General features: G+C 69.7%; 43 protein-coding genes. 35 read left to right on the top strand and 8 right to left on the bottom strand.

All coding sequences use genetic code 11. The features are described from left to right. Positions 1 to 42 precede the first annotated feature (42 nt). The 5 genes from ACFWPQ_RS02055 (at position 43) to ACFWPQ_RS02035 (ending at position 2,710) form a co-directional block, all read left to right on the top strand. Positions 43 to 327, top strand: coding sequence for a hypothetical protein (locus tag ACFWPQ_RS02055; protein ID WP_384028974.1), 285 nt, complete (start codon positions 43 to 45; stop codon positions 325 to 327). Continuing rightward, positions 324 to 662 carry a hypothetical protein gene (locus ACFWPQ_RS02050; protein WP_384028972.1) on the top strand — a complete coding sequence of 113 codons (339 nt, stop codon included), beginning with the start codon at positions 324 to 326 and terminating at the stop codon, positions 660 to 662. Before ACFWPQ_RS02055 ends, ACFWPQ_RS02050 begins: the two co-directional genes overlap by 4 nt. A gap of 106 nt (positions 663 to 768) precedes the next feature. Beyond that, on the top strand, positions 769 to 990 hold the full coding sequence (locus ACFWPQ_RS02045; protein WP_384028970.1) for a hypothetical protein: 222 nt from the start codon (positions 769 to 771) through the stop codon (positions 988 to 990). Then, a complete protein-coding gene (locus ACFWPQ_RS02040; protein ID WP_384028968.1) occupies positions 987 to 1,895 on the top strand; it encodes a hypothetical protein in 909 nt (302 codons plus the stop codon). Before ACFWPQ_RS02045 ends, ACFWPQ_RS02040 begins: the two co-directional genes overlap by 4 nt. Then, positions 1,892 to 2,710, top strand: coding sequence for a hypothetical protein (locus ACFWPQ_RS02035; RefSeq protein WP_384028966.1), 819 nt, complete (start codon positions 1,892 to 1,894; stop codon positions 2,708 to 2,710). The genes ACFWPQ_RS02040 and ACFWPQ_RS02035 overlap by 4 nt, the downstream gene beginning before the upstream one ends. 54 nt (positions 2,711 to 2,764) lie before the next feature. On the opposite strand, the gene ACFWPQ_RS02030 is transcribed toward ACFWPQ_RS02035, so the two are convergent. After that, the gene (locus tag ACFWPQ_RS02030) at positions 2,765 to 2,968 is read right to left on the bottom strand and encodes a hypothetical protein (RefSeq protein WP_384028964.1); all 204 of its coding nucleotides are present in this window, start codon (positions 2,966 to 2,968) and stop codon (positions 2,765 to 2,767) included. Positions 2,969 to 3,164: 196 nt separating this feature from the next. Here ACFWPQ_RS02030 and ACFWPQ_RS02025 point away from each other — a divergent pair, with 196 nt between their 5' ends. From ACFWPQ_RS02025 to ACFWPQ_RS01950, 16 genes are all read left to right on the top strand, one after another. Next, positions 3,165 to 4,076: a hypothetical protein gene (locus tag ACFWPQ_RS02025; RefSeq protein WP_384028962.1), complete on the top strand. Its 912-nt coding sequence runs from the start codon at positions 3,165 to 3,167 to the stop codon at positions 4,074 to 4,076. After that, a complete protein-coding gene (locus tag ACFWPQ_RS02020; protein WP_384028960.1) occupies positions 4,073 to 5,488 on the top strand; it encodes a replicative DNA helicase in 1,416 nt (471 codons plus the stop codon). The genes ACFWPQ_RS02025 and ACFWPQ_RS02020 overlap by 4 nt, the downstream gene beginning before the upstream one ends. Then, entirely contained in the window at positions 5,485 to 6,153 is a 669-nt protein-coding gene (locus tag ACFWPQ_RS02015; protein WP_384028958.1) for a hypothetical protein, read from the top strand. The genes ACFWPQ_RS02020 and ACFWPQ_RS02015 overlap by 4 nt, the downstream gene beginning before the upstream one ends. Beyond that, positions 6,153 to 6,440, top strand: coding sequence for a hypothetical protein (locus ACFWPQ_RS02010; RefSeq protein WP_384028956.1), 288 nt, complete (start codon positions 6,153 to 6,155; stop codon positions 6,438 to 6,440). Before ACFWPQ_RS02015 ends, ACFWPQ_RS02010 begins: the two co-directional genes overlap by 1 nt. Beyond that, complete coding sequence (locus tag ACFWPQ_RS02005; protein ID WP_384028954.1) at positions 6,437 to 6,904, top strand: helix-turn-helix domain-containing protein; 468 nt, start codon at positions 6,437 to 6,439, stop codon at positions 6,902 to 6,904. The genes ACFWPQ_RS02010 and ACFWPQ_RS02005 overlap by 4 nt, the downstream gene beginning before the upstream one ends. After that, the gene (locus ACFWPQ_RS02000) at positions 6,901 to 7,647 is read left to right on the top strand and encodes a DNA methylase (protein WP_384028952.1); all 747 of its coding nucleotides are present in this window, start codon (positions 6,901 to 6,903) and stop codon (positions 7,645 to 7,647) included. The genes ACFWPQ_RS02005 and ACFWPQ_RS02000 overlap by 4 nt, the downstream gene beginning before the upstream one ends. Before the next feature lie 65 nt (positions 7,648 to 7,712). After that, complete coding sequence (locus ACFWPQ_RS01995; RefSeq protein WP_384028950.1) at positions 7,713 to 8,537, top strand: DNA adenine methylase; 825 nt, start codon at positions 7,713 to 7,715, stop codon at positions 8,535 to 8,537. Positions 8,538 to 8,633: 96 nt separating this feature from the next. Continuing rightward, entirely contained in the window at positions 8,634 to 8,879 is a 246-nt protein-coding gene (locus ACFWPQ_RS01990) for a hypothetical protein (RefSeq protein ID WP_384028948.1), read from the top strand. A gap of 295 nt (positions 8,880 to 9,174) precedes the next feature. Then, positions 9,175 to 10,296: a hypothetical protein gene (locus ACFWPQ_RS01985; RefSeq protein ID WP_384028946.1), complete on the top strand. Its 1,122-nt coding sequence runs from the start codon at positions 9,175 to 9,177 to the stop codon at positions 10,294 to 10,296. Between the two features lie 2 nt (positions 10,297 to 10,298). Further along, complete coding sequence (locus ACFWPQ_RS01980) at positions 10,299 to 10,472, top strand: hypothetical protein (RefSeq protein ID WP_384028944.1); 174 nt, start codon at positions 10,299 to 10,301, stop codon at positions 10,470 to 10,472. Next, positions 10,469 to 10,732, top strand: a complete 264-nt coding sequence (locus ACFWPQ_RS01975) for a hypothetical protein (protein ID WP_384028942.1) — start codon at positions 10,469 to 10,471, stop codon at positions 10,730 to 10,732. Before ACFWPQ_RS01980 ends, ACFWPQ_RS01975 begins: the two co-directional genes overlap by 4 nt. Before the next feature lie 63 nt (positions 10,733 to 10,795). After that, positions 10,796 to 11,233 (top strand): hypothetical protein, encoded by a 438-nt coding sequence (locus ACFWPQ_RS01970; protein WP_384028940.1) that lies wholly within the window; start codon positions 10,796 to 10,798, stop codon positions 11,231 to 11,233. Positions 11,234 to 11,285: 52 nt separating this feature from the next. Next, a complete protein-coding gene (locus tag ACFWPQ_RS01965; protein ID WP_384028938.1) occupies positions 11,286 to 11,582 on the top strand; it encodes a hypothetical protein in 297 nt (98 codons plus the stop codon). Further along, on the top strand, positions 11,579 to 11,767 hold the full coding sequence (locus ACFWPQ_RS01960; protein ID WP_384028936.1) for a hypothetical protein: 189 nt from the start codon (positions 11,579 to 11,581) through the stop codon (positions 11,765 to 11,767). The genes ACFWPQ_RS01965 and ACFWPQ_RS01960 overlap by 4 nt, the downstream gene beginning before the upstream one ends. Beyond that, positions 11,764 to 12,030 (top strand): LuxR C-terminal-related transcriptional regulator, encoded by a 267-nt coding sequence (locus ACFWPQ_RS01955; RefSeq protein WP_384028934.1) that lies wholly within the window; start codon positions 11,764 to 11,766, stop codon positions 12,028 to 12,030. Before ACFWPQ_RS01960 ends, ACFWPQ_RS01955 begins: the two co-directional genes overlap by 4 nt. Then, on the top strand, positions 12,027 to 12,629 hold the full coding sequence (locus tag ACFWPQ_RS01950) for a hypothetical protein (RefSeq protein ID WP_384028932.1): 603 nt from the start codon (positions 12,027 to 12,029) through the stop codon (positions 12,627 to 12,629). The genes ACFWPQ_RS01955 and ACFWPQ_RS01950 overlap by 4 nt, the downstream gene beginning before the upstream one ends. A gap of 245 nt (positions 12,630 to 12,874) precedes the next feature. On the opposite strand, the gene ACFWPQ_RS01945 is transcribed toward ACFWPQ_RS01950, so the two are convergent. Further along, positions 12,875 to 13,240, bottom strand: a complete 366-nt coding sequence (locus ACFWPQ_RS01945) for a hypothetical protein (protein ID WP_384028930.1) — start codon at positions 13,238 to 13,240, stop codon at positions 12,875 to 12,877. A 249-nt stretch (positions 13,241 to 13,489) separates the two neighbouring features. Continuing rightward, the gene (locus ACFWPQ_RS01940; protein ID WP_384028928.1) at positions 13,490 to 13,816 is read right to left on the bottom strand and encodes a hypothetical protein; all 327 of its coding nucleotides are present in this window, start codon (positions 13,814 to 13,816) and stop codon (positions 13,490 to 13,492) included. A gap of 289 nt (positions 13,817 to 14,105) precedes the next feature. Here ACFWPQ_RS01940 and ACFWPQ_RS01935 point away from each other — a divergent pair, with 289 nt between their 5' ends. Both ACFWPQ_RS01935 and ACFWPQ_RS01930 read left to right on the top strand, forming a co-directional pair. After that, positions 14,106 to 14,390: a hypothetical protein gene (locus tag ACFWPQ_RS01935; protein WP_384028926.1), complete on the top strand. Its 285-nt coding sequence runs from the start codon at positions 14,106 to 14,108 to the stop codon at positions 14,388 to 14,390. 17 nt (positions 14,391 to 14,407) lie between these two features. Further along, positions 14,408 to 14,650: a hypothetical protein gene (locus ACFWPQ_RS01930; protein ID WP_384028924.1), complete on the top strand. Its 243-nt coding sequence runs from the start codon at positions 14,408 to 14,410 to the stop codon at positions 14,648 to 14,650. 4 nt (positions 14,651 to 14,654) lie between these two features. Here the strand turns inward: ACFWPQ_RS01930 and ACFWPQ_RS01925 are convergent, their stop codons facing one another. After that, entirely contained in the window at positions 14,655 to 15,035 is a 381-nt protein-coding gene (locus tag ACFWPQ_RS01925) for a DUF6083 domain-containing protein (protein WP_384028922.1), read from the bottom strand. Positions 15,036 to 15,207: 172 nt separating this feature from the next. On the opposite strand from ACFWPQ_RS01925, the gene ACFWPQ_RS01920 reads away from it, so the two are divergent. Further along, positions 15,208 to 15,438 (top strand): hypothetical protein, encoded by a 231-nt coding sequence (locus ACFWPQ_RS01920; RefSeq protein WP_384028920.1) that lies wholly within the window; start codon positions 15,208 to 15,210, stop codon positions 15,436 to 15,438. A 25-nt stretch (positions 15,439 to 15,463) separates the two neighbouring features. On the opposite strand, the gene ACFWPQ_RS01915 is transcribed toward ACFWPQ_RS01920, so the two are convergent. The 4 genes from ACFWPQ_RS01915 to ACFWPQ_RS01900 all read right to left on the bottom strand — a co-directional run bounded on the left by ACFWPQ_RS01915 (position 15,464) and on the right by ACFWPQ_RS01900 (position 17,534). Next, complete coding sequence (locus ACFWPQ_RS01915; RefSeq protein ID WP_384028918.1) at positions 15,464 to 15,790, bottom strand: hypothetical protein; 327 nt, start codon at positions 15,788 to 15,790, stop codon at positions 15,464 to 15,466. A 276-nt stretch (positions 15,791 to 16,066) separates the two neighbouring features. Beyond that, entirely contained in the window at positions 16,067 to 16,492 is a 426-nt protein-coding gene (locus tag ACFWPQ_RS01910; protein ID WP_384028916.1) for an NUDIX hydrolase, read from the bottom strand. After that, on the bottom strand, positions 16,489 to 17,067 hold the full coding sequence (locus ACFWPQ_RS01905; protein ID WP_384029323.1) for an NUDIX domain-containing protein: 579 nt from the start codon (positions 17,065 to 17,067) through the stop codon (positions 16,489 to 16,491). The genes ACFWPQ_RS01910 and ACFWPQ_RS01905 overlap by 4 nt, the downstream gene beginning before the upstream one ends. 212 nt (positions 17,068 to 17,279) lie before the next feature. Continuing rightward, positions 17,280 to 17,534 carry a hypothetical protein gene (locus tag ACFWPQ_RS01900; protein ID WP_384028914.1) on the bottom strand — a complete coding sequence of 85 codons (255 nt, stop codon included), beginning with the start codon at positions 17,532 to 17,534 and terminating at the stop codon, positions 17,280 to 17,282. A gap of 252 nt (positions 17,535 to 17,786) precedes the next feature. Here ACFWPQ_RS01900 and ACFWPQ_RS01895 point away from each other — a divergent pair, with 252 nt between their 5' ends. From ACFWPQ_RS01895 to ACFWPQ_RS01845, 11 genes are all read left to right on the top strand, one after another. Further along, positions 17,787 to 18,272 carry a hypothetical protein gene (locus ACFWPQ_RS01895; RefSeq protein ID WP_384028912.1) on the top strand — a complete coding sequence of 162 codons (486 nt, stop codon included), beginning with the start codon at positions 17,787 to 17,789 and terminating at the stop codon, positions 18,270 to 18,272. Then, entirely contained in the window at positions 18,272 to 18,439 is a 168-nt protein-coding gene (locus ACFWPQ_RS01890) for a hypothetical protein (RefSeq protein ID WP_384028910.1), read from the top strand. The genes ACFWPQ_RS01895 and ACFWPQ_RS01890 overlap by 1 nt, the downstream gene beginning before the upstream one ends. A 286-nt stretch (positions 18,440 to 18,725) precedes the next feature. Further along, a complete protein-coding gene (locus ACFWPQ_RS01885) occupies positions 18,726 to 18,956 on the top strand; it encodes a hypothetical protein (RefSeq protein WP_384028908.1) in 231 nt (76 codons plus the stop codon). 70 nt (positions 18,957 to 19,026) lie between these two features. After that, the gene (locus ACFWPQ_RS01880) at positions 19,027 to 19,242 is read left to right on the top strand and encodes a hypothetical protein (protein ID WP_384028906.1); all 216 of its coding nucleotides are present in this window, start codon (positions 19,027 to 19,029) and stop codon (positions 19,240 to 19,242) included. Continuing rightward, entirely contained in the window at positions 19,242 to 19,838 is a 597-nt protein-coding gene (locus ACFWPQ_RS01875; protein ID WP_384028904.1) for a DUF6919 domain-containing protein, read from the top strand. Before ACFWPQ_RS01880 ends, ACFWPQ_RS01875 begins: the two co-directional genes overlap by 1 nt. Before the next feature lie 144 nt (positions 19,839 to 19,982). Beyond that, entirely contained in the window at positions 19,983 to 20,171 is a 189-nt protein-coding gene (locus ACFWPQ_RS01870; RefSeq protein WP_384028902.1) for a hypothetical protein, read from the top strand. 77 nt (positions 20,172 to 20,248) lie between these two features. Beyond that, on the top strand, positions 20,249 to 20,437 hold the full coding sequence (locus tag ACFWPQ_RS01865; protein WP_384028901.1) for a hypothetical protein: 189 nt from the start codon (positions 20,249 to 20,251) through the stop codon (positions 20,435 to 20,437). A gap of 92 nt (positions 20,438 to 20,529) precedes the next feature. Further along, complete coding sequence (locus tag ACFWPQ_RS01860) at positions 20,530 to 20,733, top strand: hypothetical protein (protein WP_384028899.1); 204 nt, start codon at positions 20,530 to 20,532, stop codon at positions 20,731 to 20,733. 97 nt (positions 20,734 to 20,830) lie between these two features. Beyond that, positions 20,831 to 22,144 carry a hypothetical protein gene (locus ACFWPQ_RS01855; protein WP_384028896.1) on the top strand — a complete coding sequence of 438 codons (1,314 nt, stop codon included), beginning with the start codon at positions 20,831 to 20,833 and terminating at the stop codon, positions 22,142 to 22,144. Beyond that, entirely contained in the window at positions 22,141 to 22,626 is a 486-nt protein-coding gene (locus ACFWPQ_RS01850; RefSeq protein WP_384028894.1) for a hypothetical protein, read from the top strand. The genes ACFWPQ_RS01855 and ACFWPQ_RS01850 overlap by 4 nt, the downstream gene beginning before the upstream one ends. Positions 22,627 to 22,648: 22 nt before the next feature. Continuing rightward, entirely contained in the window at positions 22,649 to 23,230 is a 582-nt protein-coding gene (locus tag ACFWPQ_RS01845; protein ID WP_384028892.1) for a hypothetical protein, read from the top strand. Positions 23,231 to 23,243 lie beyond the last annotated feature (13 nt).

Genomic DNA, 23,243 nt, shown 5'->3' with positions numbered 1-23,243 from the left:
CACCCTTAAGGCGGCCGGCCGGCACCACCCAGGAGACCACACATGACCACCAAGGCCATGCGTCAGACCGAAGCCGACTTGCGGGCCACGCTCACCACGCTCGCCGACCGCTGGGAGCAGATGGCCGGCCCGGCGCCCGACCCGGACGAGGGCCTGTTCGTCGACGCCGTCTCGCCCGCCGAGTCCGCGCGGATCGAACGCAACCACGCCTACCGCACCGCGGCCTCCGACCTGCGCGACGTCCTGCGCGCCGGTCGCATCCCGCACCCGCTGATAACCGACGCCGAGCTGGAGCAGCACGGCACGCCCGAGGAGACCGCGTCATGAGCCACATCGCCCCCGTCTTCGACCACGGCGCCGTCGAAGCCTCGGCCCCCGCCATTTCCCGCCGGGTCGTCGAGGACTACGAGGCGTGGGAGTCCGAGGTCTGGCCCACCTTCGTGGAGGCCGCCAAGTCGGGGCGTCCGTTCGTCTGCTGGAAAGTCGCCGACGCCCACAACCTGCCCCACCCGCCCTGCCAGGAACGCGACTGGGCCCGACTGATGGGCCGCCTGCGCCGCGAACGGATCGTCCGCTACGACGGCTTCGGGCTCGCCCGGGACAAGTCCGCGTGCAGGCGCTGGCGGGGAACCGTCGAGGCCATACAGGGGAGGGCCGCCTGATGGGTCACGCTGCCGCCCTGTTCCTCGCCTGCCTCGGTTTCACGATCGGCGTCGCCGCCGTCGTGTACGCGCTCATCGTCCGCCCCGCACGCCGAGGGGGAGGCCAGTGAACGCCGACATGGTCCACGGCTACCAGCACGCCGGCCTTGCCCTGTCGCCGGTCGCCGACTTCGCCCTCAACTTCGTGATCGTTTTCGGGCCCGGCGTGCTCCTCGTCGGCGGACTCCTCGCCGCCTACGCCGCCATCACCCGCGTCGCCGACTCCTTCGCCCGCGCACGCCAGACCATCGCCGACATCCAGCAGCCCCGGAAGGAGAACCAGCCGTGAGCACCGTCGTTCGCGAAGCCCCCCACCACCGCAACCTCACCTGCGTCAAGGAATACAGCTGCAAGCGGGCGGAGTGCGTCGCCCGCTCCCTGGAGTACGACCGGCGCCGCTACCGGCAGAAGGGCTACGGCACCTGGCAGCCCTTCGTGGACGCCGAACCCGCCCGGCAGCACATCGGCCGGCTCCGGGCGCTCGGCCACAGCCTCCCCGGCATCGAGAAGGCCGCCGAGGTCTCGCCCGCCACCCTGTCGCGCATCCTCTACGACGGCGTCAACAAGCAGGCCCGCCGCATCCGGCCCGAGGTTGCCGAACGCATCCTGCGTATCCCCCTCCAGGCCAGGCCCGTCACCGCGAACACGATCGTCGACGCCACCGGCACCCGGCGCCGACTGCAGGCGCTCGTGGCCATGGGCTGGCCGCTCAAGGCGCTGGGCCCGCAGCTCGGCTTCCACCCGCGCCGCCTGACCGACATCATCCACGGCGACCGGGTGCTGGCATCCACCGCACGCCGAATCGCCATCGGCTACCGAACGGTCCAGGCGCGCTCCCCGCAGAACCATGGCGTGCCCGCCCGCTCGATCGTCATGGCCCGCAACCTGGCGGCCCGCGAAGGCTGGCACGGACCGGCCGCCTGGGATGGCGCCGCCATCGACGACCCCGACTGCCAGCCGGAGCAGACAGCCGCCTACGGGGCCAGCCCCAAGTACGTCCGCGACAACGACAGGATCGCCGAGATCGAGCACCTCTACCTGCTCGGCGAATCCGTCGACTCCATCGCCAAACAGCTCGGCGGCAACCGCAAGTACATCGGCGACCAGCTGGCCGTGGTCCTCCGTCGGCGAGCCGAAGCCGCCCGCCAGGAGCGCGAAGAAGCCATGCGGCGGCGGCTCGGGGAGGCGGCGTGAACACCATGACCACCCCGCAGCTCCTCGACGCACTCCACGCCCACTACATCAAGCCCGAGGACAGGCTCTCCCAGGCCGGCGCCGGCGCGGTCTTCCTCACCGAGGTCACCGCGCCCGGCAGCAACCGGCGGGCCGACGCCGTCTACCTCGGCCTGTGGCAGTCCCGCGGCGCCGGCGACATCGACGTCTGCGAACTGAAGACGTCCCGCTCCGACTGGCGGCGCGAACTCGACAACCCAGCCAAGGCCGAGGCGTGGTGGCCGTACAGCAGCCGCTTCTGGGTCGTCGCGCCCAGCACCGACGTGGTGCCGGCTGAGGAGGTTCCGGAGGGCTGGGGGCTCATGATCCCCAACCCTCGCGGGCGACGATTCAAGACCGTCGTCAAGCCCGCTGTGCGCGAGCCCAAGCTCACCATGAACCTGCTGCTCACCCTGCTGAAGAACACCGAGACCACCCGCGTCAACGCCCTGCGAACCCAGAGCATGCGACTCCAGCAAGAGCACCACAACCGCGAACAGCAGCTCCGCCGCGAGCTCTCCTCGAAGAACGACCCCGAGATCAAGCACCGGCTCGACGCGCTCGCCCAACTGGAGAAGGACCTCGGCTTCCAGATCGGCTCCTCGTCCTGGAAACAGCAGGTCGACCCCGCACTCGCCGGACGTGCCATCGCCGACTACATCCGCAACGCCGACGCCCAGGACAAGGCCCTCGACGACATCGGCTACCAAGCCACATCGCTCGAACGGATGGCCCAGCGACTCACCGAAGCCGCGGCCGAGCTCCGCGCCATACCCGCCAGCAAGAAGACGGCCTAACCGCACACGACAGCGGCCCCGCACACGGCGAGGCCAGGGAGAGGAGGAAAGGTGTCAGGACTCGGCGATGTTGCGCGCGGTGCCGGCGTCGCGCTGCTCGGCAGCCAGTCGGCGCTTGTGCGCAGAGATCTCGCGGTTGATGTAGACGCGCAGGTCAGCGGCACGGGCGAGGCCCTTGGCTGCGCATGCCTCCCCGTATGCGGCCCACGTGTCGTCGTCGACGCGGACTACGCGGCCAGGGGTTCCCTTCGTCGTCATGTCGACAGCGTAGCTGACCGTGCACTGGCTGGACACCACCCCTCTCCAAAGTGCCCCTCGAATGCCCCTCGGGTGCACGGGCACCTTGGGGTAGGCTGTTCCCATGCGAAACACGGCGATCGGGACCGTGTGCCGCCGTAGGCACCCCATGCCCACATGCCTACGACCAGCACGAACACCCGAGAGAAGGAAACACGTGACCCTCGACGCCATGCACTGGGTGTGGAAGCACTCCCAGTCCAAGGGGAACGCCCGGCTCGCGCTGCTCTCCGTCGCGGACCAGGTGCGCACCTCTGCGTGCGAGGTGCGCTTGAGCTATGCCGACCTCATGTCCGCCCTGAATGCGGGCCGGCCCGCGGTTCGGGATGCCCTGAGGGCCGCCGAGAAGCTTGGCGAGCTTGAGGTCGTGGAGGCCGGCAAGGGGACCAGGGCGTCGCTGTACCGGCTGCCGAAGGCCGTCGACTACGTCCGCCCGACGCCCTCTAGTGGTTCGAATATCAAACCACTAGGGGCCTCCGAAGATCGCTCTAGTGGTTCGAACTTCAAACCGCTAGAGGACGAATCGGCCTCAGCTAGTGGTTCGAATCTCGAACCGCAAGGCGCCGCTAGTGGTTTGAAATCCGTCGCTAGCGGTTCGAATTTCAAACCACATCACCAGACCCATAACTACAACCCACAGTCGACTGAGGGACGGGCCGGAGGACGACGGGACGCGCTGCGCGAGGCCCAGCCGCTCATCGACGCGATGACCGAAGCCGGGATCGTCGTCTCCTGGACGATGCGCACCGACGAGTGGCGCGACCTACTCGATCTCATCGACCGCGTCGACATCGCCATCCTCGTCCAGCGAGCCCGCGACGCCCGGCGGCCCGGTCAGCAGGTCCAGTACGCGACCTGGTTCCTCCGCGGCACCTGGCGCGGCCTGCCCACCACCAAGGGCCGCGCCCCGTCCAGTCGCGATTCGCCGCCACGTCAGACCGGCCCGCACTGCGGCGACATCGACTGCCACCCCGACACACGGCTGCGTGAAGTCGAGGATGAGCAAGGCCTCCCCGTCCTCATCCCCTGCTCGATCTGCCACCCCGCCACCCAAGGAGCCCGAAAGTGACCGACCAGTACGACGAGCCGCCCATGGACGACTCCGACCGATCGACGGCGACCGAACTGCCCCGCAACCTCGAAGCCGAGCAGGCCGTCATGGGCGGGATGCTCCTCGCCCCCCTCGGGGTCAACGACGCCGAACGCGTCATCGGCACCCGGCCTGCCTTCTACTGGCCCAAGCACGAGACGATCTATCGCGCCATCCTCGCCCTGCACGGAGCACCCGGCGTCCGCCCCGACCCGATCACCGTCTCTGACTACCTCAAGCGCAGCGGTGAACTCGACAAGATCGGCGGCGCCGCATACCTGCACCACTGCGTGCAGATGATCCCTACCGCGGCCAACACCGAGTGGTACGCCGACATCGTCGTGCGGCTCTACCGCCTGCGCCGCATCATGCAGATCAGCACCGAAGCCGGCGGATCCTCCCGCATGGCCGAGGCCGAACCCGAAGTGATCCTCGACAAGGCCCTGGCCGACTTCCAGGCCCTGCTCGCCGAGGCCGCGGGCGGCGAAGCAGAAGAGGGCCTGTCCGTCGCCGACAACTGGACCGACTTCGTAGACGAACTCAGCGAAGGCCACGACCCCGACGCCCTCGACTCCCCATGGAAGGACCTCAACGAGGTCGTCCAGTTCAAGCCCAAGGAACTCACCGTCGTCGGCGCCGCAACCGGCGGCGGCAAGTCCCTCCTCGGCCTCAACCTCGCCGCCCATGTCGCCCTGCGCCGCGGCAAGCCCGTCCTCGTCGCCTCCATGGAGATGACCCGCAAAGAACTCATCGCCCGGCTCACCGCCGCCGAGGCCGGCGTCAAGCTCGACCACCTGATCCGCCGCAAGCTCACCGACGACGACTGGGTGCGCATCGCCAAGGTGTCCGACCGGCTGCAGAACGCCGACAAGTTCATCCTCGACGACTCCCCGGCACTCACCGTCCCGAAGATCCGCGCCCGGGTGCGGTGGATGGTGTCCCAGGGGCAGCGGCCCGGCCTCGTCGTCGTCGACTACATGCAGCTCGTCACCCCCGAGTCCACGAAGGCAGGCGACGCGAACCGCGCCCAGGAGGTCGCCAAAATCTCCCGCGGGCTGAAGCTCATCGCCGACGAGTTCGCCGTCCCGGTCATCGCGCTCGCCCAGTTCAACCGCGGGGCCGTAGGCCGCAAGCCGCTCGTCACCGACTTCAAGGACTCCTCGCAGATCGAGCAGGACGCCTCCGTCATCCTCCTGCTCCACCGCGAGCTCGCCGCCGACGGCTCCGACACCGGACGCACCGCCGGAAAGGTCGAACTGATCGTCGGCAAGAACCGCAACGGCGGCCAGGGCCGCGAGATCACCCTCAACTTCCAGGGCGAGTTCGGCCGGCTCCGCTCCATCGCCCCGCCCAGCTGGTCGCCGACCTCCGCCCTCGGCGGTGCCGCATGACCATCCAGGCGATCAACACGTACTACTCCGGCCACCACTTCCGCAGCCGCCTGGAAGCCCGCTGGGCGCACGTCTTCAACGACCTCGGCATCCGCTGGGAGTACGAGCCGCAGGGGTTCCACGTAGGCGAAGACCGGCGCCCCTACCTCCCCGACTTCCTCCTGCCCGACATCGGATGGTGGGTCGAAGTCAAAGGCAGCCAGAGCTGGCTCGATCTGAGCCTCCTTGCTGACGCGGTCCACCCCACCAAGGGCCTCGGCCCCGACGGCGGCAGCACCAACCTGCTCATCCTCGGCCAGATCCCCGACACCAACGGCGCTGCGCCGCTGCACCACAGCGTTACCCGTGGCGCGTACTGCGGCGAACTCCACCGCTGCTCCGACGAGTGCACCTTCCCGCCAGTCCTGTACGGACTGCACTGGCTCATGGCAGCAAACGACCTTGAGCACCTGGGCGCCGACCTGAGCGACATGAAGACCCGGGACCTGGAGACCTTCCAGCGCTGGGGCGCCATGCCGATCCCCGTCGGACGCCCCTCGGTGAAGCCGCCCAAGGGCGACCTGACGAAGCCCATGCTCCACCCGGGAATGACTGCCGGCCCGTACATCGAGGCGGCCTACACGCTGGGACGCACTGCCCGGTTCGAGCACGGGGAGGCGGCCTGATGGGCGAACTCCGTGTCGAGGACGTCGCCGAACTCCGCAAAGACCCCGACAGCTTCCGCGACTACCTCCGCCACATCACCGGCCGCGCCGTCACGCGGCCCGAGTCGGCCAGTGCCGAGCCCGTCGCCGAACACCCCGGCTACACGATCACCCACTGCGGCGGCTGGCCCCTCGGCACCGCAGCCTCCGGCCCCACCCCGCCACCCGACACCTGCACCTGCGCCCGCTGCGGCGGCAACCCGGCCCGGCGAGCGGTTCATCAGACCCAGGAAGGAGAAGCCGCGTGACCCCCGAGACCCGGCAGCAGATCGAGACCCTGCTCCGCGCCAGGCACAGCGACCGAAGCATCCACCAGGCCACCGGTGCCGCCCGCACCACCATCGCTAGGCACCGTAAACGCCTCGGCCTCCCCGCCTACCTGACCGCCGCCGACAGCCCCACATGCAGGCACGGCCACTCTTTCCCGGAGAACCGCGCCTTCTACCCGAACGGCTGGCTGTACTGCCTGGCCTGCGCCCGCAGCCGCAACCAGACATGGCACGCCACCAACTACACGCCCGCCCAACCCGACGAGGCCGCGATCGAGCGGGCCGCGGCCGGGGATCCGCCCGCACGGCTTACCCCGCGTGAACGCCATGCCGCCATCACCCGCCTGGACAGCTGGCAGTTGTCGGCCGCGGTCATAGCCGAACGCGTCCGCTGCTCCGAGCGCACCGTCTACCGCGCCCGCAGCAAGGAGGCTGCCGCATGATCTCGCGCCGCCCCCGCGTCCTCGACCTGTTCTGCTGCGCCGGCGGAGCGGGCATGGGCTACTACCTCGCCGGGTTCGACGTCGTCGGCGTCGACATCGTCGACCGCCCCCGCTACCCGTTCGAGTTCATCCAGGCCGACGCCCTCACCGTCATGCGCGACCGCTGCCAGGACTTCCACCTCGTCCACGCCTCCCCGCCCTGCCAGGCCCACACCGCACTGACCAAGGGCACCAACCGCGGCCGCGCCTACATCGACCTCATCCCTCCGATGCGCGAACTGTGCCTGTGGTACGGCGTCGACTGGGTCATGGAGAACGTCCCCGGCGCCCCGCTCCGCCGCGATCTCACCCTCTGCGGCGAACAGTTCGACCTCGGGGTGATCCGGCACCGGCACTTCGAACTCGGCTGGATCGGCGCCCAGCCGGCACAGCCGATGCCGCACCGCAAGCACCGCGGCCCTGTCCGGGGCTGGCGGCACGGCGTCTACCGGGACGGCCCGTACATCGCCGCCTACGGCAAGGGCGGCGGCAAGGGGTCAGTCGCCGAGATGCAGGCCGCGATGGGCATCTGGTGGACCGACGTCCACGAGGAACTCACCGAGGCGATCCCGCCGACCTACACGGAATGGATCGGCCGCGAGTGGGTGCGCCGCGGCGAGTGGGGCGGCCGCGACGAGCCCGACGTCGAAGCGCGCCTGGCCCGGCTGCAGCGCACCCGTGAGCCGGTGACCCCCGCCGCCTGATCGCCCGCCTCCCCGACACCACCCGCCTGACCCCGCCGAACCCGACCACCACGAAAGGCCCAGCCGTGAAGCCGCCCGTCCCGTACTTCGGCAGCAAGCAGACCATCGCCGACTGGATCGTCGACCTGCTGCCCGCGCACGAGCACTACGTCGAACCCTTCGCCGGCGGCCTGTCCGTGCTCCTCGCCAAGCGTCCGTCGCTGATGGAGACCGTCAACGACCTCGACGGTCAGCTGATGACGTTCTGGCGTGTCCTGCGCGAGCGTCCCCAGGACCTCATCCGGGCCTGCGCACTGACCCCCCACGCCCACGCCGAACAGATCGCCGCCTACGCGGACGCCCCGGACGGCGACGACCTGGAAACCGCGCGCCGCGTCTGGGTGCGCCTCACCCAGGGACGGTCCGGCACGCTGCGTCGGACCGGGTGGCGGCACTACATCGACCCGTGCGGCTCCGGCACCTCGATGCCCGACCGGCTCGACGCCTCCGTCACCCGGCTCGCGGCCGCGGCCGAGCGCCTCCACGAGGTCAGCCTGGAATGCCGCCCGGCGCTAGACCTCATCGGCAAGTACGGGCGCGGCCGCGAGGTCCTGCTGTACGTCGACCCGCCCTACCTCGGCACGACTCGCCAGTGGTCGAACTACCGGGTCGAGATGAAGGGCGAGCAGGAGCACCGGGAGTTGGCGGCCGCGCTCGGCGATTGCAGGGCGACCGTGGTCCTGTCCGGCTACCACAGCCCGCTCTACGACGAGTTGTACGACGGCTGGCACCGGTACGAGACGTCGACCGCAACGGGCAACGCGAAGGGCGACAAGGCCCGCACCGAGGTGCTGTGGGCCAACCAGCCGCTCGGCGACCAACTCGGCCTCTTCGACCAGCACACCGCCTGACCAGGCCCCCTGACCCGTCCACTACCTGCGGCTTCCCGTCACCGCATGACCAGCCGACCGCCCTCTGACCGTCACCAAACCGAGCAGGAGACCTTCGTGACCAGCACCGATACCGCCGACGACGAGTACGAGGTACGCCCCGACTGGCTCCTCAGCCTCTCGCCCGAGCAGATCGCCCGCTACAGCTTCGGGACCATCCTCGACTGGCTCGACGCCCGCCGGGAGCAGCGCATCGCTCGTCTGCGTGCGGCCTGCTGGGATCTCCGGGAGCAGTGCAGCCAGCGCGAGCGTGCCTACGCCCGGATCGCCGCTGCGGTCGCTGCTTCGGAGGCCGCGCTGTGACCCCGCACCCCCGCCCGGCGTCCGGTGGCGCCTCTGAGGCTGCCGCAGACGTCCGGACCGACAACGGGACGCCGGACGGCTCCCAGACGCTCCTAGGGGCCGTAGAAGCCCGCGACGGGGTACAGGCGGCGGACACCGAACCCACCCCGTCCGGCTGCCGCCACTGCGGTATCGACCAACGCGACCACATGCAGCGGTGGAAGCCGCCCGTCGGCTGGCACCAATGGACCCCACCCACTCAGGAGCAGATCAAAGCCCGCATGCACGCCCGCCGAAACCGACAGGAGAACACCTCATGACGCCCCCCGAGACCCCCGCCGACTGGATCGACGGCCACCCGCAACTGGAAGCGATCGCCGCCGCGGTGTGGGAGCAGTGCCGGACCGAGGGCACGAGCCTCGTCGTCGACGACCCGCGGAACATCGCCGTGGCCGCGCTCGCCGCCGTGTCTGCCGTGCCCAGCCGGGCCGACACCCTCATGCGGGCCCACACCGCTCTCGCCTCGCACGCCGGACGACAGCAAGCCGCACTCACCCGCTTCGGGGAGATGGCCGACGCGTGGGAGCAGCAACTCCCCGAGGTGATCCGCACCCCGGCCGTCGTGTCCGCGATCCGTGCCGCGCTGGAACTCGCCACCGTGCAGCGGAAGGACACTGCCGTCTGGGGCGTCGACACCGCGGCGGGGAAGCATCGTCTTGCTGCCGCTGATCTGATCGACCCGGCCAAGTCGGCGTCCGCCGCGCCGTTGCGTCCGGCGCATGTCGGCGGGAACGCGGAGGACTGCCCGGCCTGCTCCGGCACAGATCTGCCGTACCCGTTCCTGTGCCCCGGCCCGGACACCGCTCCTGCCCTGTTGTCGGGTGGGGCGCTCCGCGACCGCATCGCCGAGGCGCTGTACGAGCGTGAGCGGCCTCCCCGCGACCCGCACTGGCCGAACGTGTACACCTCCGACCGGGAGACGTTCGAAGAGATGGCAGACGCGGTCCTGCCCGTGCTGCATGGCTGCACGCTGCGGGAGTTGGAGCAGCTCTACCGGCCGAACACGACGCCATCGAGGCCCCCGGCGCAACGGCAGCCCACTGCCGCCGAACATGCCCGCCGCTACAGGTACGTGGCAGCCATTCGGCGATGGTGGGACGCGGACGACGGTGGCGCCGAGGAGATCGCCGCCGCCGTGATGGACGTCGCAGACGGTGAATCAGTGGGGCTGCGGATCGAGATCACGCGGCTGAACCGCCGCATCCGCGAATTGGAGCGGCCCGCCGCCGCCCCTGCTGTGCCGGTGGAGGCTGTGGCAGACGGCGAGGAGACGTGCGACGGCTGCGGCCACCCCACGCACCCCGCCGACCAATGCCCGGTCACCCGGTACGGGGAGCGGTGCGCCTGCGACGAGCCCATCACCGCGAAGGAGGCCTGACCGTGGCCACGAACAGTGGGGGCTTCACCGGGATCAGCCTGGCAGGCACCTGGGAGTGCGGGAACTGCGGCGCCACCGGAGACGGCTGGTACGACGAGGACGACGGACTGCGCCTGCACGACGAGAACGGGCAGCCGTTCGAACCCGATGACCACGTCTGCGGGGAGGCGGCATGACCTGCCCGAACGCAGCCCAGCACACGCCGCACCCCAGACGGCAGTTCGCGCACGCCGCATGGGCCGAGGAAATGATCCGCACCCACCGGCAGCAACGCTGCACCGGCTGCGGCCTGTTCGAAATCTGGATGCCACGCCCCGACGCCCCCGACCTGCCGCCCGTCGCCTACCGCGTCGACCACAAGCAGTGCGGCTGCTGCGACGGCGACCAGCCCGGCTGCACCTGCCGATACCACCGCCACCTGGAGACCCCCGTCTGACCGCCTCGCCGAGGCTGCCGGGATCACCGTCCACCGCATCACCAACTGAACCGGAGCAGCACCATGACCGAGTCCACCACTCCCCGCCGCTTCTACCTCCACCACGACGTCGACATCACCGGAGCCTCCGGCACGGGCCGAGTCGCCGACGGCGTCCTCTGGACCGACGGCACCGCCACCCTCCGCTGGCTCGGAGGCAAGGCATCCACCGTCCACTGGGACCGCATCGAAGACGCCGAAGCCATCCACGGACACGGCGGCCACACCCGCATCGTCTGGCTCGACTGGCCCACCGCCGCCGTCGACCACGAACTCCCCTGCATGTTCTGCATCGACGGCCACGGCGCGCCGACCCGCTGCGCCTGGGGAGTCCGCGTCGGCGACGAACGCGACCTGGACGGACAGCCCACCCAGCTCATCGTCCAGCCCACCGCAGGCCAGCACGTCAGCACCGAGGACGCCGCCTGGCTGCACGGACTGATCCTCGACGACCGAGCCTGACCCCGTCCTCCGCCCGCCCCTCGCGCGGGGCGGCCCACACCCAGGAGCAGCCATGACACCCGCCGAAGAACTCACCACAGCAGCCGACAAGCTGCGCACCGCCCGCTTCACCGGAGCCCTCACCGCAACACCCGCAGTCGCCGCACTCATCAGCGCCCGCGCGCACGTCGCCAAGCTCCTCCGCGAGATCGGCGCCCTCCACGAACCCGGCTGCCCCGGCAAGCGGCTGAGCGGACACAACTGCGGCGGTCCGCACGGCTGCGACTGGTGCGGTGACGAGGACTGGCCCTGCGCCGACATGCGCAACGCTCTCGCGGTCGCCCGAGCGATCAACGGCAGCCAGCCGTGACTGCCACCCAGCTCGCCCTCGTCTGCGACCCCGACTGGACCGACCTCACACCCCAACGCCGTCACCGCGGCCGACGCAACCGGCGACTCCGCGAACAGGAAGAAGCCGAACTCCTCGCCCAAGGCATCACCGCCGATCAGCTGAAACGCATGCACACCATCCGACTCATAGGGAGCTACCTGTGATCCAGCCCGCCCCGCGACCCCTCACCCGCCGACAGCGCGAAATCCTCCTTCTCGCCGCAGCCGGCCACACCAACCAGCAGATCGGCCACCGCCTCCGGATCTCCGCGCAAGGCGTCAACCGCGTCCTCGGTAACGCCTACAACGCCCTCGGCGCCCACGACCGGGCACACGCCGTCGCATTGGCGATCTGGCACGGAGAGATCACACTCGCCGACCTCGCCGCCATCGCCGGCAACAACCAGCGACAAGAGGCAGCAGCGTGACCGACAAGATCCGTGCCCCGTGGACGCCCGAACAGGTAGCCGCCCTCAACGAGTTCCAGCAGGGCGGCTGGATGCACCCGTTCACCTGCGGCTACGAACACCCCGCCCACCCGAACGCTGTCCTCAAAGCCACCACAAACGGCTGGCGCTGCTACGTCATCGACTGCGACTGGGAGCAGGACTGGGCGCACGCCTTCATGGCCGACCGCAGCGCATGGCCCAAGCAGTGCAGCTGCGGCGGCCGGTTCCCCGTCCGCCACCTCCATGCCGATGTTCACGAGCCCGCCGATGAACCCGCGCGAACAACCCCGAACAATCCGGCAGCCTCCGCCCACGCGGCCCGCAGTCAGGCTCTCGCCACCGCGATCGGCAGCACCCTCCACCGGCACGGGCACCAGCTACCCGAACCCGTCCTGCACGCGGTCGCCGACACCGTCATCCGGCACTATGCCGTCGAAGCGTGGCGGGACGAGCAGGACATGCCCGGACCAGCGGCGGCCGAGGAGCCGAAGGAACGCTGCGACTGCCCGCCCACCAACGCCGGACTCGAACTCTGCCCCGAATGCCCCGGGCGGCAGACCGAGCCGGCGGGCGGGTGACCGTGACCCCCTTGATCGAATAGACCGAGGGGGCTCCGCCGCTCGCAGCTACAGCGAGTGATGCTGCTCGTACTCGTCCTGCTGCTCGCAATCAGCGAGCGTGGTCTCGCGCGCGAAACACGGCGAGCAAGCTAGGAGGCTTGCCCTCTTCGAGGGAGCAGATTTTCCAGCCAGCCATCTTTCAGTGACCGTCTTTAGTAAGAGGTGGCAATCTCAGGACTCCTGTTCTTCCGGCCTCCTGAAATTCAGGCCCCCTGAAAACCTGACCCCGGGGCGAGCGCCTTGAGCAGCAGTGATAGACCCTCCGGCGTGTCACTCACCGCAGTCGTTGTCCGCCATCGGCCGTCAGCTCGCTCCTTCGTCTGGGCCACCAGACCGGCGGCCCGGAGCTCCTTGAGGCCCTCGCGGATCGCATGTTCCCCTTCGCCCTTCCCGCCAGCTGCCTTGTGGAGGTAAGCGAGGCGCTCGATCGTCATCCCGCCGCCGTCCGGATGGGAGAGCAGTGTGAGGAGCAGACCCTTGGCCTTGAGGCTGAGCGTGTAGTTCTGGGCGACGTCACGGTTGCTGACGGGGGTCCAGCCGGTCTTCGGCTTGGATCGGAACGTCCTCAACTGGCCACCCCCGTCTGGCAGGGGCGAGTGCAGAACGGTATGGTCATAGCTGTTGGTCTGCCTTCTTTCGCGGTTGGGCAGCAGGTGTTGCAGCGGGGGTGGTGCCCCGCTCGAAGCAGAAACGGCCGGACGGTTAGCCCCGTCCGGCCGTTGCCGTTTCTGCGATCATTCTATGTGACGCATGCTCCCGAAGTCGGGCGTAACGCCTGCTAGTTCACCGGATGCACACGGGCGCCACGCCAGCTCCCGTCACGGCGTCCACTGCTCAGTACACGCCAGGCATATCCGCCGGTTCCCCCACGCCGCCCGCGCCCGGTCCGCGTCCTCGACCCGCCGGTGGATCACCGCACCCCACCCCAGTCCGGCAGCGATCGCCGCCAGACCGGCCAGTACCGTCCCCGACGCCGCCGCGACGATCCCGAGGATCACCAGGCCGACCGCCAGCAGATACGAACCCTCCGCCGCGGCTGGCTCTGCGTAGGTATCCCGCAGCTTCGAACCCGGCGGCAGGCTGTCGCGGTAGTGGGAGAGGAGCTGGACGTTCGAGGAACCGCAGCGCGGGCTGGGGCAGTTCACGGGGCGACCTCCGCGAGGGCAAGGGGGATGAACCGAGACTGCTCAGGTGGGAGATCCACAGCAAGCCGGGCGGGGGCGGTGTGGCGCAGGGCACAGCCCGCAGGCAACAAGGATCGCAGCAGGCACAGTGCTAGGAGGCCGGCGCCCTCCACTGGGCGCCCCTGCGGCGGCTTGCCACAGGCAACCCGCACAAGGGACGTCCAGGGAAGACTTCCCCCGCAGCGTCAGTAAACGATGCTGATTTCCCGTAGCCTGAAACTGCAGCCGGTTTGAGTTTCGGAGGGCAGTCATGAGCGATCAGCCGTGGACGATCGAGTCCATCCGTGACGCCCTCGGCAACCCCACCCTCGCCCAACGCTTCCTTGGGGAAATCAACCGGGCGCCGGCGCACCAGCTGCTGCACGTCTTCGCCAAATGGCAGGGCATCGCCCAGCGCTCCATCGAGGCAGCCAACCGCGGCCGGGAGATCGCAGCAGCCGAACAGCGCGGCGAAGAGCCGCCCGGCCAGTGGACCGACGTCACCGAACGTGTCCTCGCAGAAGCTGCCCGAAACCGGACCCAAGGCGCCGCCTGACCTGACAGGCTGTAGCCGTGTACCGGCTCATCTGTGACGACGACCTCCAGGCCATCTGGGACAGCCTCCCCGACGAGGCCAGCCGGCAACTCACCGCCGCACTCGCCGACGCCTGCCACGAGCCGTACATCGAAACCGAACCCTGGGGCATCGACGACGGCATCAACCGCACCCTCGTCCGATCCCTGATCACCGTCCGGCTCGCCGTCAACGACGAAGCCCAGACCATCCGGATCTACAGCATCGAATACCTCGGCTGACCGCTCACCCCGCGGCCGGCAACTCCGCGGGCGGCACCGGCGGCTCCGGCTCGTCCCGCCGCTCCGACGCCCGCCGGTTCTCCTCACGCAGCGACGACAGCCACGGCCACAAGTCCGGCAGCGCCTGCTCCGGGCACGCCAGACGGTGCTCGATCCGGCACCGCTGCTCCGCCACCGGAGGCGCCACCTCATACACGGTCACCGTCCCGTCGGCCAGGGTGATCCACCGATGCTCCGGCGGCACCGTGTGCACCAACGGCTCCATGCCTGGCTCCAACATCACCCAGTCGTGATCCAGCGTCGCCACACGCTCCTGCGGCAGCCCGCAATACGGGCACGTGAACGTCGTCGTGTCCAGCCGCGGTAAACCCTCGTCAGCCCCCATACAGCGAGGCTGCACGCCGAACCCTGCTCCACGGCAGAGCGCGAACCAGACGAGACGGCAGAGACAGGCGAGGCGCCGGGGGACCGGGTACGGAACAGCAGGTGTGCGCCACACACTCACGTCACACCGCGGCAGGCCGAGACGTGGTGAAGCCTCGCCTAGGATCGGCCCGGTGGACATCCCCGAAAACCTGATCGAACTCGAACGCGCCGCTGAACAGGAACGCGTCAAGCTGGACGGACTAGCCGGCGAGGAGTACGACGAGCAACGTCGCCGCTGGCGCGACGCCGCAGCAGCCGCACAAGCGGCCATCACGCAGTACGCCACAGCAGAGGGCGCGTCCCGGGTTGAGGTGGAGATGGCCGCGAAGAAGGCCGCGCGCCACGACCAACACGACGGCTGATGGTGGCGCGCCTCGAAGTTGGCCGTCAGGACCGCTGCGCCGCCACCTCGGTCAGCTGGTAGGGCTCCGGCAGCGCTGGCATCGACACCCGCAGCGCGGCGCCCAGCATCGCCCTTGCCAGCATCTCCCGCTCTGCCTCCGGCTGCCCCCGCCGCATGGCGAACAGGATGCTGCCGTCACGGCGGACGTAGGTGCCGCCGGTGAAGGTCGGGTCGGTGATCGACGAGGTGACCACGTCCACCTGGAACTCTGCCAGCAGCTCATCCAGCGGAGCATCCAGCAGGCGGTCGACAGTGGGGGGAGTGGTGGATGTCGCAGGCGGTGTCGGGCATGTCGCCGCTACAGTAGGCAAGGCCTCTTCCTTTCAGGGTTGGGGTGGTGATCGGCGAGTTCGCGCTCGCTGGTTGAACTGGCCCGGTGTTCGCGCACCGGGCCGTTCGCGTTTCACAGGGTTCACGCTAGGCCGGATCCGGCCGCCACCCGCACAGGGCAGATGGCATTCGGTCCGCGGCCTGATGACGGTCTGATCTGCGGTAATGATTGCTTTGACTGGTCCGGTAGGATTCGTCGCGCCTCCGTCACCTCAGCGCGGGCAAATCGGACAGGCTGAATGCCTGGCCGGAAGTCGTCACCGGTCCAGTGCCTTGTCGAGGTACTCCTGCACCGGCCCGAACAGGCCGTAGGGCACGTAGGACGGGATCTCGTTGTGGGCGATCCAGGCGATCGCGTCCAGTTCCTCGGCGTCCGCGACCCGCGCCTCCCCGCCGACCAGGCGTACCGCGACGTAGTGCATGGGGACCCCGGACTTCGGGTGGACCCGGTCGCCGAGCGCCTTGATCGCCTCGACCTTCAGTCCGGTCTCCTCGTCCACCTCGCGCACAGCCGCCGCCTCCGGACTCTCGCCGGCCTCGATTGCGCCGCCCGGAAACACCCAGGAGATCTCACCCTCAGCGGCCCGACGGCGCGCCATCAAAACGCGGCCCTGGTCGACGATGATCGCGACCGACACCGGCGGCTTCTCGGTCTTCTGCTCGGTAGTGGTCTCGGTCGTCATACGGTCGCCTCCAAGGCGTTGAGGATCGGCGGGTAGATGCGGTCCGCGGGAATGAAGCGGGCGAGCTCGGCTATCGGAGCCCACGCCACAGCGACGTTTTCGGAGGAATCCCCGTTGACCGCCTCGCCGTGCACGTAGTCGCAGATGAAGTAGTCGCACATTGCGCGCGTGTAGGGGTGGAGTCGTTCACCCAGGTGTTCGCGGATCGAGCAGTGCACGCCGGTCTCGTCCAGGGTTTCCCGGACCGCGACCTTCGACGGGCTGCCGCCCGGTTTCACGATCCCCGCCGGGAACTGCCAGGCGATGTCTTCACCGTCCTGCCTGCACACAAGCAGCACGTCGGCGCCTCGGCGCACCACGGCGATCGCCACACGCAATGCCTGAGCCTCCGACTGCGGGGTCGCTATCCGCGACAAATGAATGAACCGCCGGCGCACCGCATCACCTGCCCTCTCGTAAGCCGTTGCCAGGATTCGCTGAGTTTCCGGCTGGGGAACCATGTGCGGGTTCGCGCGCCATGCGGCGACGCTGCGCACCGATACCCCGAGCTTTCCTGCGAATTCCTCCTGGGTCATTTCGAACGCATCTTGGAGCCGGGCGGCTGATTGCCCGGTCCAGTGCCGTTGCGTGTCGTCCACTATCGGCCTCCAGGCCGCGGTCGTGGGCCTTCCTGAAGTGGGCCTGCATGTGGCTGCAGGTTCCCCTTCAGGTCACTGCATGGTGCTGCGTGGGATCTTCATGGCCCGGATGCGCGTGCACGCGGAGACTCGATCCCATGACATGTCGGTCACTCACCCTTGCCGAACTGGTGGGCGCGTTGGTACGTGACGCCCCCCATGATCTCGCCGACCTCCTTCCAGGTCTTGCCCTGCTCCTTGAGGCCCAGTGCGATCTCCTGGCGCTGGCGCCGTCGGAAAAGTTCCAGCTCGACCTCAAGATGCTTCGCGAGGTCGATGAAGGCGACCCAGCGCTCGGAGAGGTCATCGACTGCGCGCAGCTGCTCGTCGTAGAGCGCGAAGGGTGCGTCGGGAGAGTCGGCCATGACGCGAGAGTACGGGCGATCCGACGGGCACTCAAGACTCGATTGGAGAACTTCAGTTGGGCGCTTGACTCGCCCACGGCGGCCCTCTACGGTCGTATCAGTCAGCCGCTCAAGCCGCGACTTGAGAGGCGAACCGCTGTCCACTCCTACCGGACCCAGTCCGCGGACGGCGACAACAACAAAGCGGGCCGGACTCTGCGACTCCTACCTCGCAGGCCGGCCCTGACCACCAGGTTCTAACGAGGAGATCCTGTGGCTACCGAGATCGTACCGGCGCCCGCCCGCGCCGAGAACCAGGGCATGTCCCTGGCCGACCGTCTGGCTCACGAGGCTGGCAGCTACGTCCGCCGCGCCCCGCTCCCGCTGGCCGTGGTCCGCGCCGTGGCCCAGTACGAGGCGGCGACGGCCCGCTACGACGAGCTGGACGCCCGTCCGGCGTCGGACCTGTCGTCGGCTGAGTTCGACGCCTTCCAGGGCGCGCAGCAGACGATCGCGGAGGCGTTCGGGGTGCTCGCCGCCCACGGCCGTCTGGACCTGATCGCCCCGGCGGAGGCGGCGTCCCGTTACCGGCGCACGTTCGCGCACTGCCGCGATCTGTCGGTGTCGTGCAGCGCCGAGGCGTCGGTGGACCCGGCGGCCGTCGACTTCGACGCGCTGTTCGAGGCCCAGGACGAGATGGGTCACCGCCGTCACCAGCTGGCGAAGGCCAAGCGCCTCGACCTCATCGGCGGTGCGTGATGGGCCGCGTGATCTACGCCGAGTTCCCGCAGGGTCACCCGCGCGGTAGCTGGCCGGCGGAGGAGGAGGCGGCCCGCCTGGTCGCCGATGGGATCCCGGCGACGGTGGTTGCCCGGATCGACACGGACCAGCTGCTCGTCGTCTCTCCGGCCGAGGAGCAGTCGTGACCGCCGAGCACGAGCGGCCGAAGCCGCCGCTCCCCGTGCGCCCGCCGCGCCCGCATCCGCAGGGGGTGGCGTTGTGACGGAGCAGGAAGCCGCCGACCGTCTCGCCCAAGAGCGCATCGCCAAGGCCCAGGCCGCGGCAGCAGCCGCTGAGGCCGCCCGTAAGGCCATCGCAGCCCAACGCCAGCGATAGCCCCCACACGCCGCGGGCGGGGATTCGTTCCCCCACGGCCCCCGCCCGCGGCCCCCACTTCATCCATTCCTGCCTGACCAGTTGAGGAGATCCGTCATGCGTCTTTCCCGCCGCGAGATGAGCGAGCTGGCCGACGACCGTGAGAAGTGCGCGGCCCGCAGCGAGCGTGCCGCCGAGTCCGGGCGTGCGGCGGCAGCCGACTCGTCCAACAGCGCCACCCTGCGCGCACAGGCCGCCACGGCGGCGCAGTTCGCCGAGCGTCACGCCCAGGAGTACCGGGAGGAGGCCGCCGCTTACCGCGAGGGCCGCATCCCGGGCGAGGACTAGCAGACGACGCTCACCCACCCCCGCATCACCCCCACGTTCCTACCGACCCCGAGAGGGCCTGTGATCCGCTATGTCTCCGCTTCTGCTTTCCTCCGACCACGCCACCGTGACGGGCGGCTCCGACCGCGCCCTGGCCCTGGTGCCCACAACCACGGTGCTGTCGATCTCCGACTTGTTCGCCGAGTACGCCGCCGCCGGCAAGGTTCGGCGGGCGGAGATCCGCCTCGCCGCCGACGACGACCTGCTGGCCGAGCTCGACGGCTTCGACTACCCGGCAGCGGCCTGATGTTCGGGCGGTGGCGGCAGATCCGTGCCGACCGGAAGCAGTGGGCGCAAGCCGAGACGCTCGCCGACCTCGGCCAGCTGATGGCCGCCTGGCTGGAGGGCGACATGGCGTGGCGGGCCGGCGCGTGGCCCGACCTGGACCCGGAGACCAACGAGCTCGTACCAGTGCTCGCCCGCGTCAACCGGGCCGGGTTCCTGACCGACGACTCGCAGCCCGCCAGCGACGAGACCGGAGCCGACGGCCGGCACTGGTGGCAGCGTGCCGCAGTCTCCGGGTTCGTCACCGACGAGCAGATGCTGGACGCGCTGACCCGGGTCGCCGACTCCTACCAGCTGACGATCCTGATCCGCGAAGCCGGCGCCAGGTTCCCCGGGCCGAGGGTGACCGTCACCCGGGTGGATGGCGAGCCGTACACCCGGTTCGGCGGCCACCTGACCCCGGAGGATCTCCGCCACATCTGGCAGGGCCTGTCGGAGCCGGCGGTGGCCGAGCTGGTCGACGCCTGGCAGGTGACGTTGGTCGACCCGCAGTTCGGACGCAACGACCGCCTGTGGACCGCACTCAACGCGGCGCTCGAACTGCAGATCCCCGCCTGACCCCATAGCCGCCGGGCGGCGGCCAGACGAGTCCCCTCCCGTATCCGCCGCCCGGCACCAGCCCCGGCCCGACCGAACCCAAGTCACGCCTCAACCGCAGACCGGGGCGCGCAACACCAACATCCACACCACCTGGAGGAACGCATGCCCAACCTGCCCAAGGACATGGACCCGCGCCAGAAGGTCGCCCGCGGCCTGCAGGCGATCGGTCTGACCGTCGCCGGCGAGACCGGCGGCAAGGTCGCCAACAAGATCTCGGCGGCCCTCGGCTGCGGACACATCGGACCCTGCGGCGACCCGAACTGCGAGAACTGCGCCCCCACCAGCGGCTGACCGGTTGCCTGATCCGCCGGTCTCGCACCGGCGGTGAAGGGAACCACGCCAGCACCCCAACCCGAGAGGAACCCGTCATGCCGCAGGACGCTGCCGCGACCGCCCGGCTCGCCAACGCGCTCACCGAAGCCAGCCGCACCCAGGACAAGACAGCGTTCGCGCAGACCATCGCCGAACTCACCGAGATTCACGGCCCGGAAGCGATGGCCGCGGCGTGGGAGCGGATCTCCGGGTCCCTCACCGAGCCGCCCGCCGACTGGAGCTGAACCAGCATGACTGACCCCGACGACACCCCGCCGCCGATCTTCGAGTCCGACGACAACGGCATGCGCGGGGCCACCGACAGCGAGGAGGAGCAGTGAGCGTGTACCAGACCGGCGATCGCGTCGTGGTCGTCTCGGCGGGCCCGGAGAATGCGGGCACCGTCGGCAAGACCGGCACGGTCGTCGACGACGGCACCCTGTCCGGCGGCCTGATCGCCGTGAAGGGGATTGACGGCCGGATCGCCGAGGCCGTGAAGGGCTACCGCGGCTACTACGCCGACCAGCTGCGGAAGGCGTGATGCGCCTCGTGTACGCGGCCGGGATGCTCCTGCCGCTCCCGCTGATCGTCATCACCTACTTGATCACCCACTAACCCCACGAAGGGATTGATCTACCGTGACCGCCACATCCGTCGAGAAGCAGGTCAACGGCCACGCCGTGGCCTCGCCCGAGCCCCGGTTCGACCCGGTCGCCCTGGCCGAGGCGGAGGCAGTCCGTACCCGCGGCGCCGCCGAGGCGGACGCCATCCGCACCCGGGCCCAGGGCGAGGCGGACGCCGCCCGCACCCTGGCTGCCGAGGAAGCCGAGAAGCTGCGGCAGGCGAACGAGCGGGGGCGCCTGGCCCTGGAGCGCAAGCAGGTCGACCACGACGCCTACGTCGCCAAGAAGGCCGCCGAGACCGCCAAGGCGAAGGCGGACGAGGAGAAGGCGGGGAAGGACGCCGCCGAGGCCGAAGCCGCGGAAGCACAGCGCGCCAAGGAGCAGGCCCGGTCGGAGCGTTGGTGGAAGTGGGGCGCCCGCGGCATCTACGCCGTCGGCCTGATCATCGCCGCGCCCGTGCAGTTCATGCACTTCTGGGACCGGGCCCGCCCATTCCTGCTCGCCGCGCCCGCCCTCCTCGAAGGCCTCGCCCTCGTGCTGGCGTTCGGTGCTGCCTGGGCGGTCGCCCACCGCCGGGATGTTGCCCCGTACCGGGTCGGCATCATGCTCGGTGCTGCGATCGCCGCCGGCATCAACATGTACGGCGGCCTGTCCGACGACCGGATCGGCTTCAACGCCGGCCTCATCGGCGCCATCGCCTCCCTCGGCGGCCCCATCGTGCTGATGGCCTACGAGCACGGCATCGCCCAGAAGGCCGACGGGATCCCGTCATGGCGGGAGAAGCGTGCGGCCGACAAGGCAGAGGAGGCGGCGGCCGCCGCCCGGGAGAAGGCGCGCGAGGAGAAGCAGGCAGCCGAAGCCCGCGCCGCCGCCGAGAAGGCGGCCCGCGAGAAGGCGGCCGAGGAAGAGCAGGCCCGCAAGGACGCAGACCGCCAGGCCGACCACGACGACGTGTGGAAGGTGGCCAACGCCCTCCGCGCCGCCCGCGGTTCGCAGTACGTGACGGAGCAGATCTGGGCCGAGTCCTGGTTCCTCGTGACGGGCTGCAAGACGGTCGGGATCCGCCCCGAAATCGAGGCTCAGGCACGCGCTGCACAGGCTCACATGCGGACCGTCACCGACGCCCCCGTTCTGGGTGCTCTGTCGCTGGTGAATTCCCAAATCAAGAGCCGCCAGAAGAAGGACCCGAACGCCCCCGACGGGCGCCGTAACAACGGTGGCACGCCGCCTGTCCGTCGGCCCGGCGACACCCAGCCGTACAGCGAAGGAGCCAAGCGACAGATCGGCCGAGAGACGGCCGCCCGCAAGGTCGGGGAGGGGTCCGAATGACAGGGCTGATTTACCTTCTGGCGCACCCCGATTTCCGCGCCTTGAAGATCGGCTTCGCCGCAGCGAAGTCGGACCGTCTTGAGGAGCTAGGGCGTCGCGGGTGGCAGCCCTACCGGACGCTCACGGTGGCCACACCCGAGCTGGCCCGAGAGATCGAGCAGGCGGCACTTTTCGAGATCCGATACCGCCGGTTCGTGCCGCACCTCCTGACCTCAAAGGAGGTGCGGCACGGATGGACAGAGACCTTCAGTTTGAGCCTGATCACTGTCCGGGAGGCATGGGACGTCCTCTGCTCACAGGCAGGGCTGGTCTATCTGGCTCCCCACGTGACTGGGCAACCCGACGGCCGCCGACGGAACGGCGGCACTCCGCCTCGTCGAGTCCCCGGCCAAACCCTGCCCTACAGCCGCATGGCTCGTACCCAAGCGCGCCTTGAGCGGACAGTGCCCGGCGCCAAGAACTTCCGCCCGAACGACAACTAACCCACCCCCAGGAGAGAGAAAGATGTCCATCACCTTCCGTCAGTTCGCCGTCTCGGGCAGTGCGGCCGTCGCCATCCTCGGAGGCGCCGCCGCGGTCACCATGGCCACCCCGAGCCCGGCCTCCGCCGCCACCCAGCACGTCGCCCACCGCGCCGTCACGGCCCCGGTCACCCTGCCCGACGGGCGCACGATCCGGATCACCGGCATGGGCGGCTACGGGCACACCGCGACCGAGGCACACGTTGTGACCGTCGCTGCGTTCAAGACCGACAGCACCAGCACCGGCAACACCCCCGCGGGCAGCGGCGCCGGCACCATCCTGCAGAACCCGTACAACAGCGGCCAGACCACGACCGGCTACAACCAGCAGATCACCACCCAGTCCGCGTCCAGCGGCGTCATGGCGGTGGGTACGGTCACCATCCTCCTGCTCGCGGTCATCGTGATCTACAAGATCAAGCACGGGGGATTGAAGGTCGCCGACGCTGTCCTGGGCGTGGTCGCGGGCGTCGCTGTTTCCGGCACCTTCCTCGGCCCGACCATCACACAGGTCTCCAACTCCCTCGTCACCTCCTTCGGGAGCGCGCTCAGCAGCCTCGGCTAGCCACAACCCGCGG

This window comes from Streptomyces sp. NPDC058464, assembly GCF_042721035.1.
In the GTDB taxonomy this organism is placed as follows: domain Bacteria; phylum Actinomycetota; class Actinomycetes; order Streptomycetales; family Streptomycetaceae; genus Streptomyces.
Note: the sequence above shows the minus strand (reverse complement) of the source record. Positions and strands in the feature narration are given on the sequence as shown.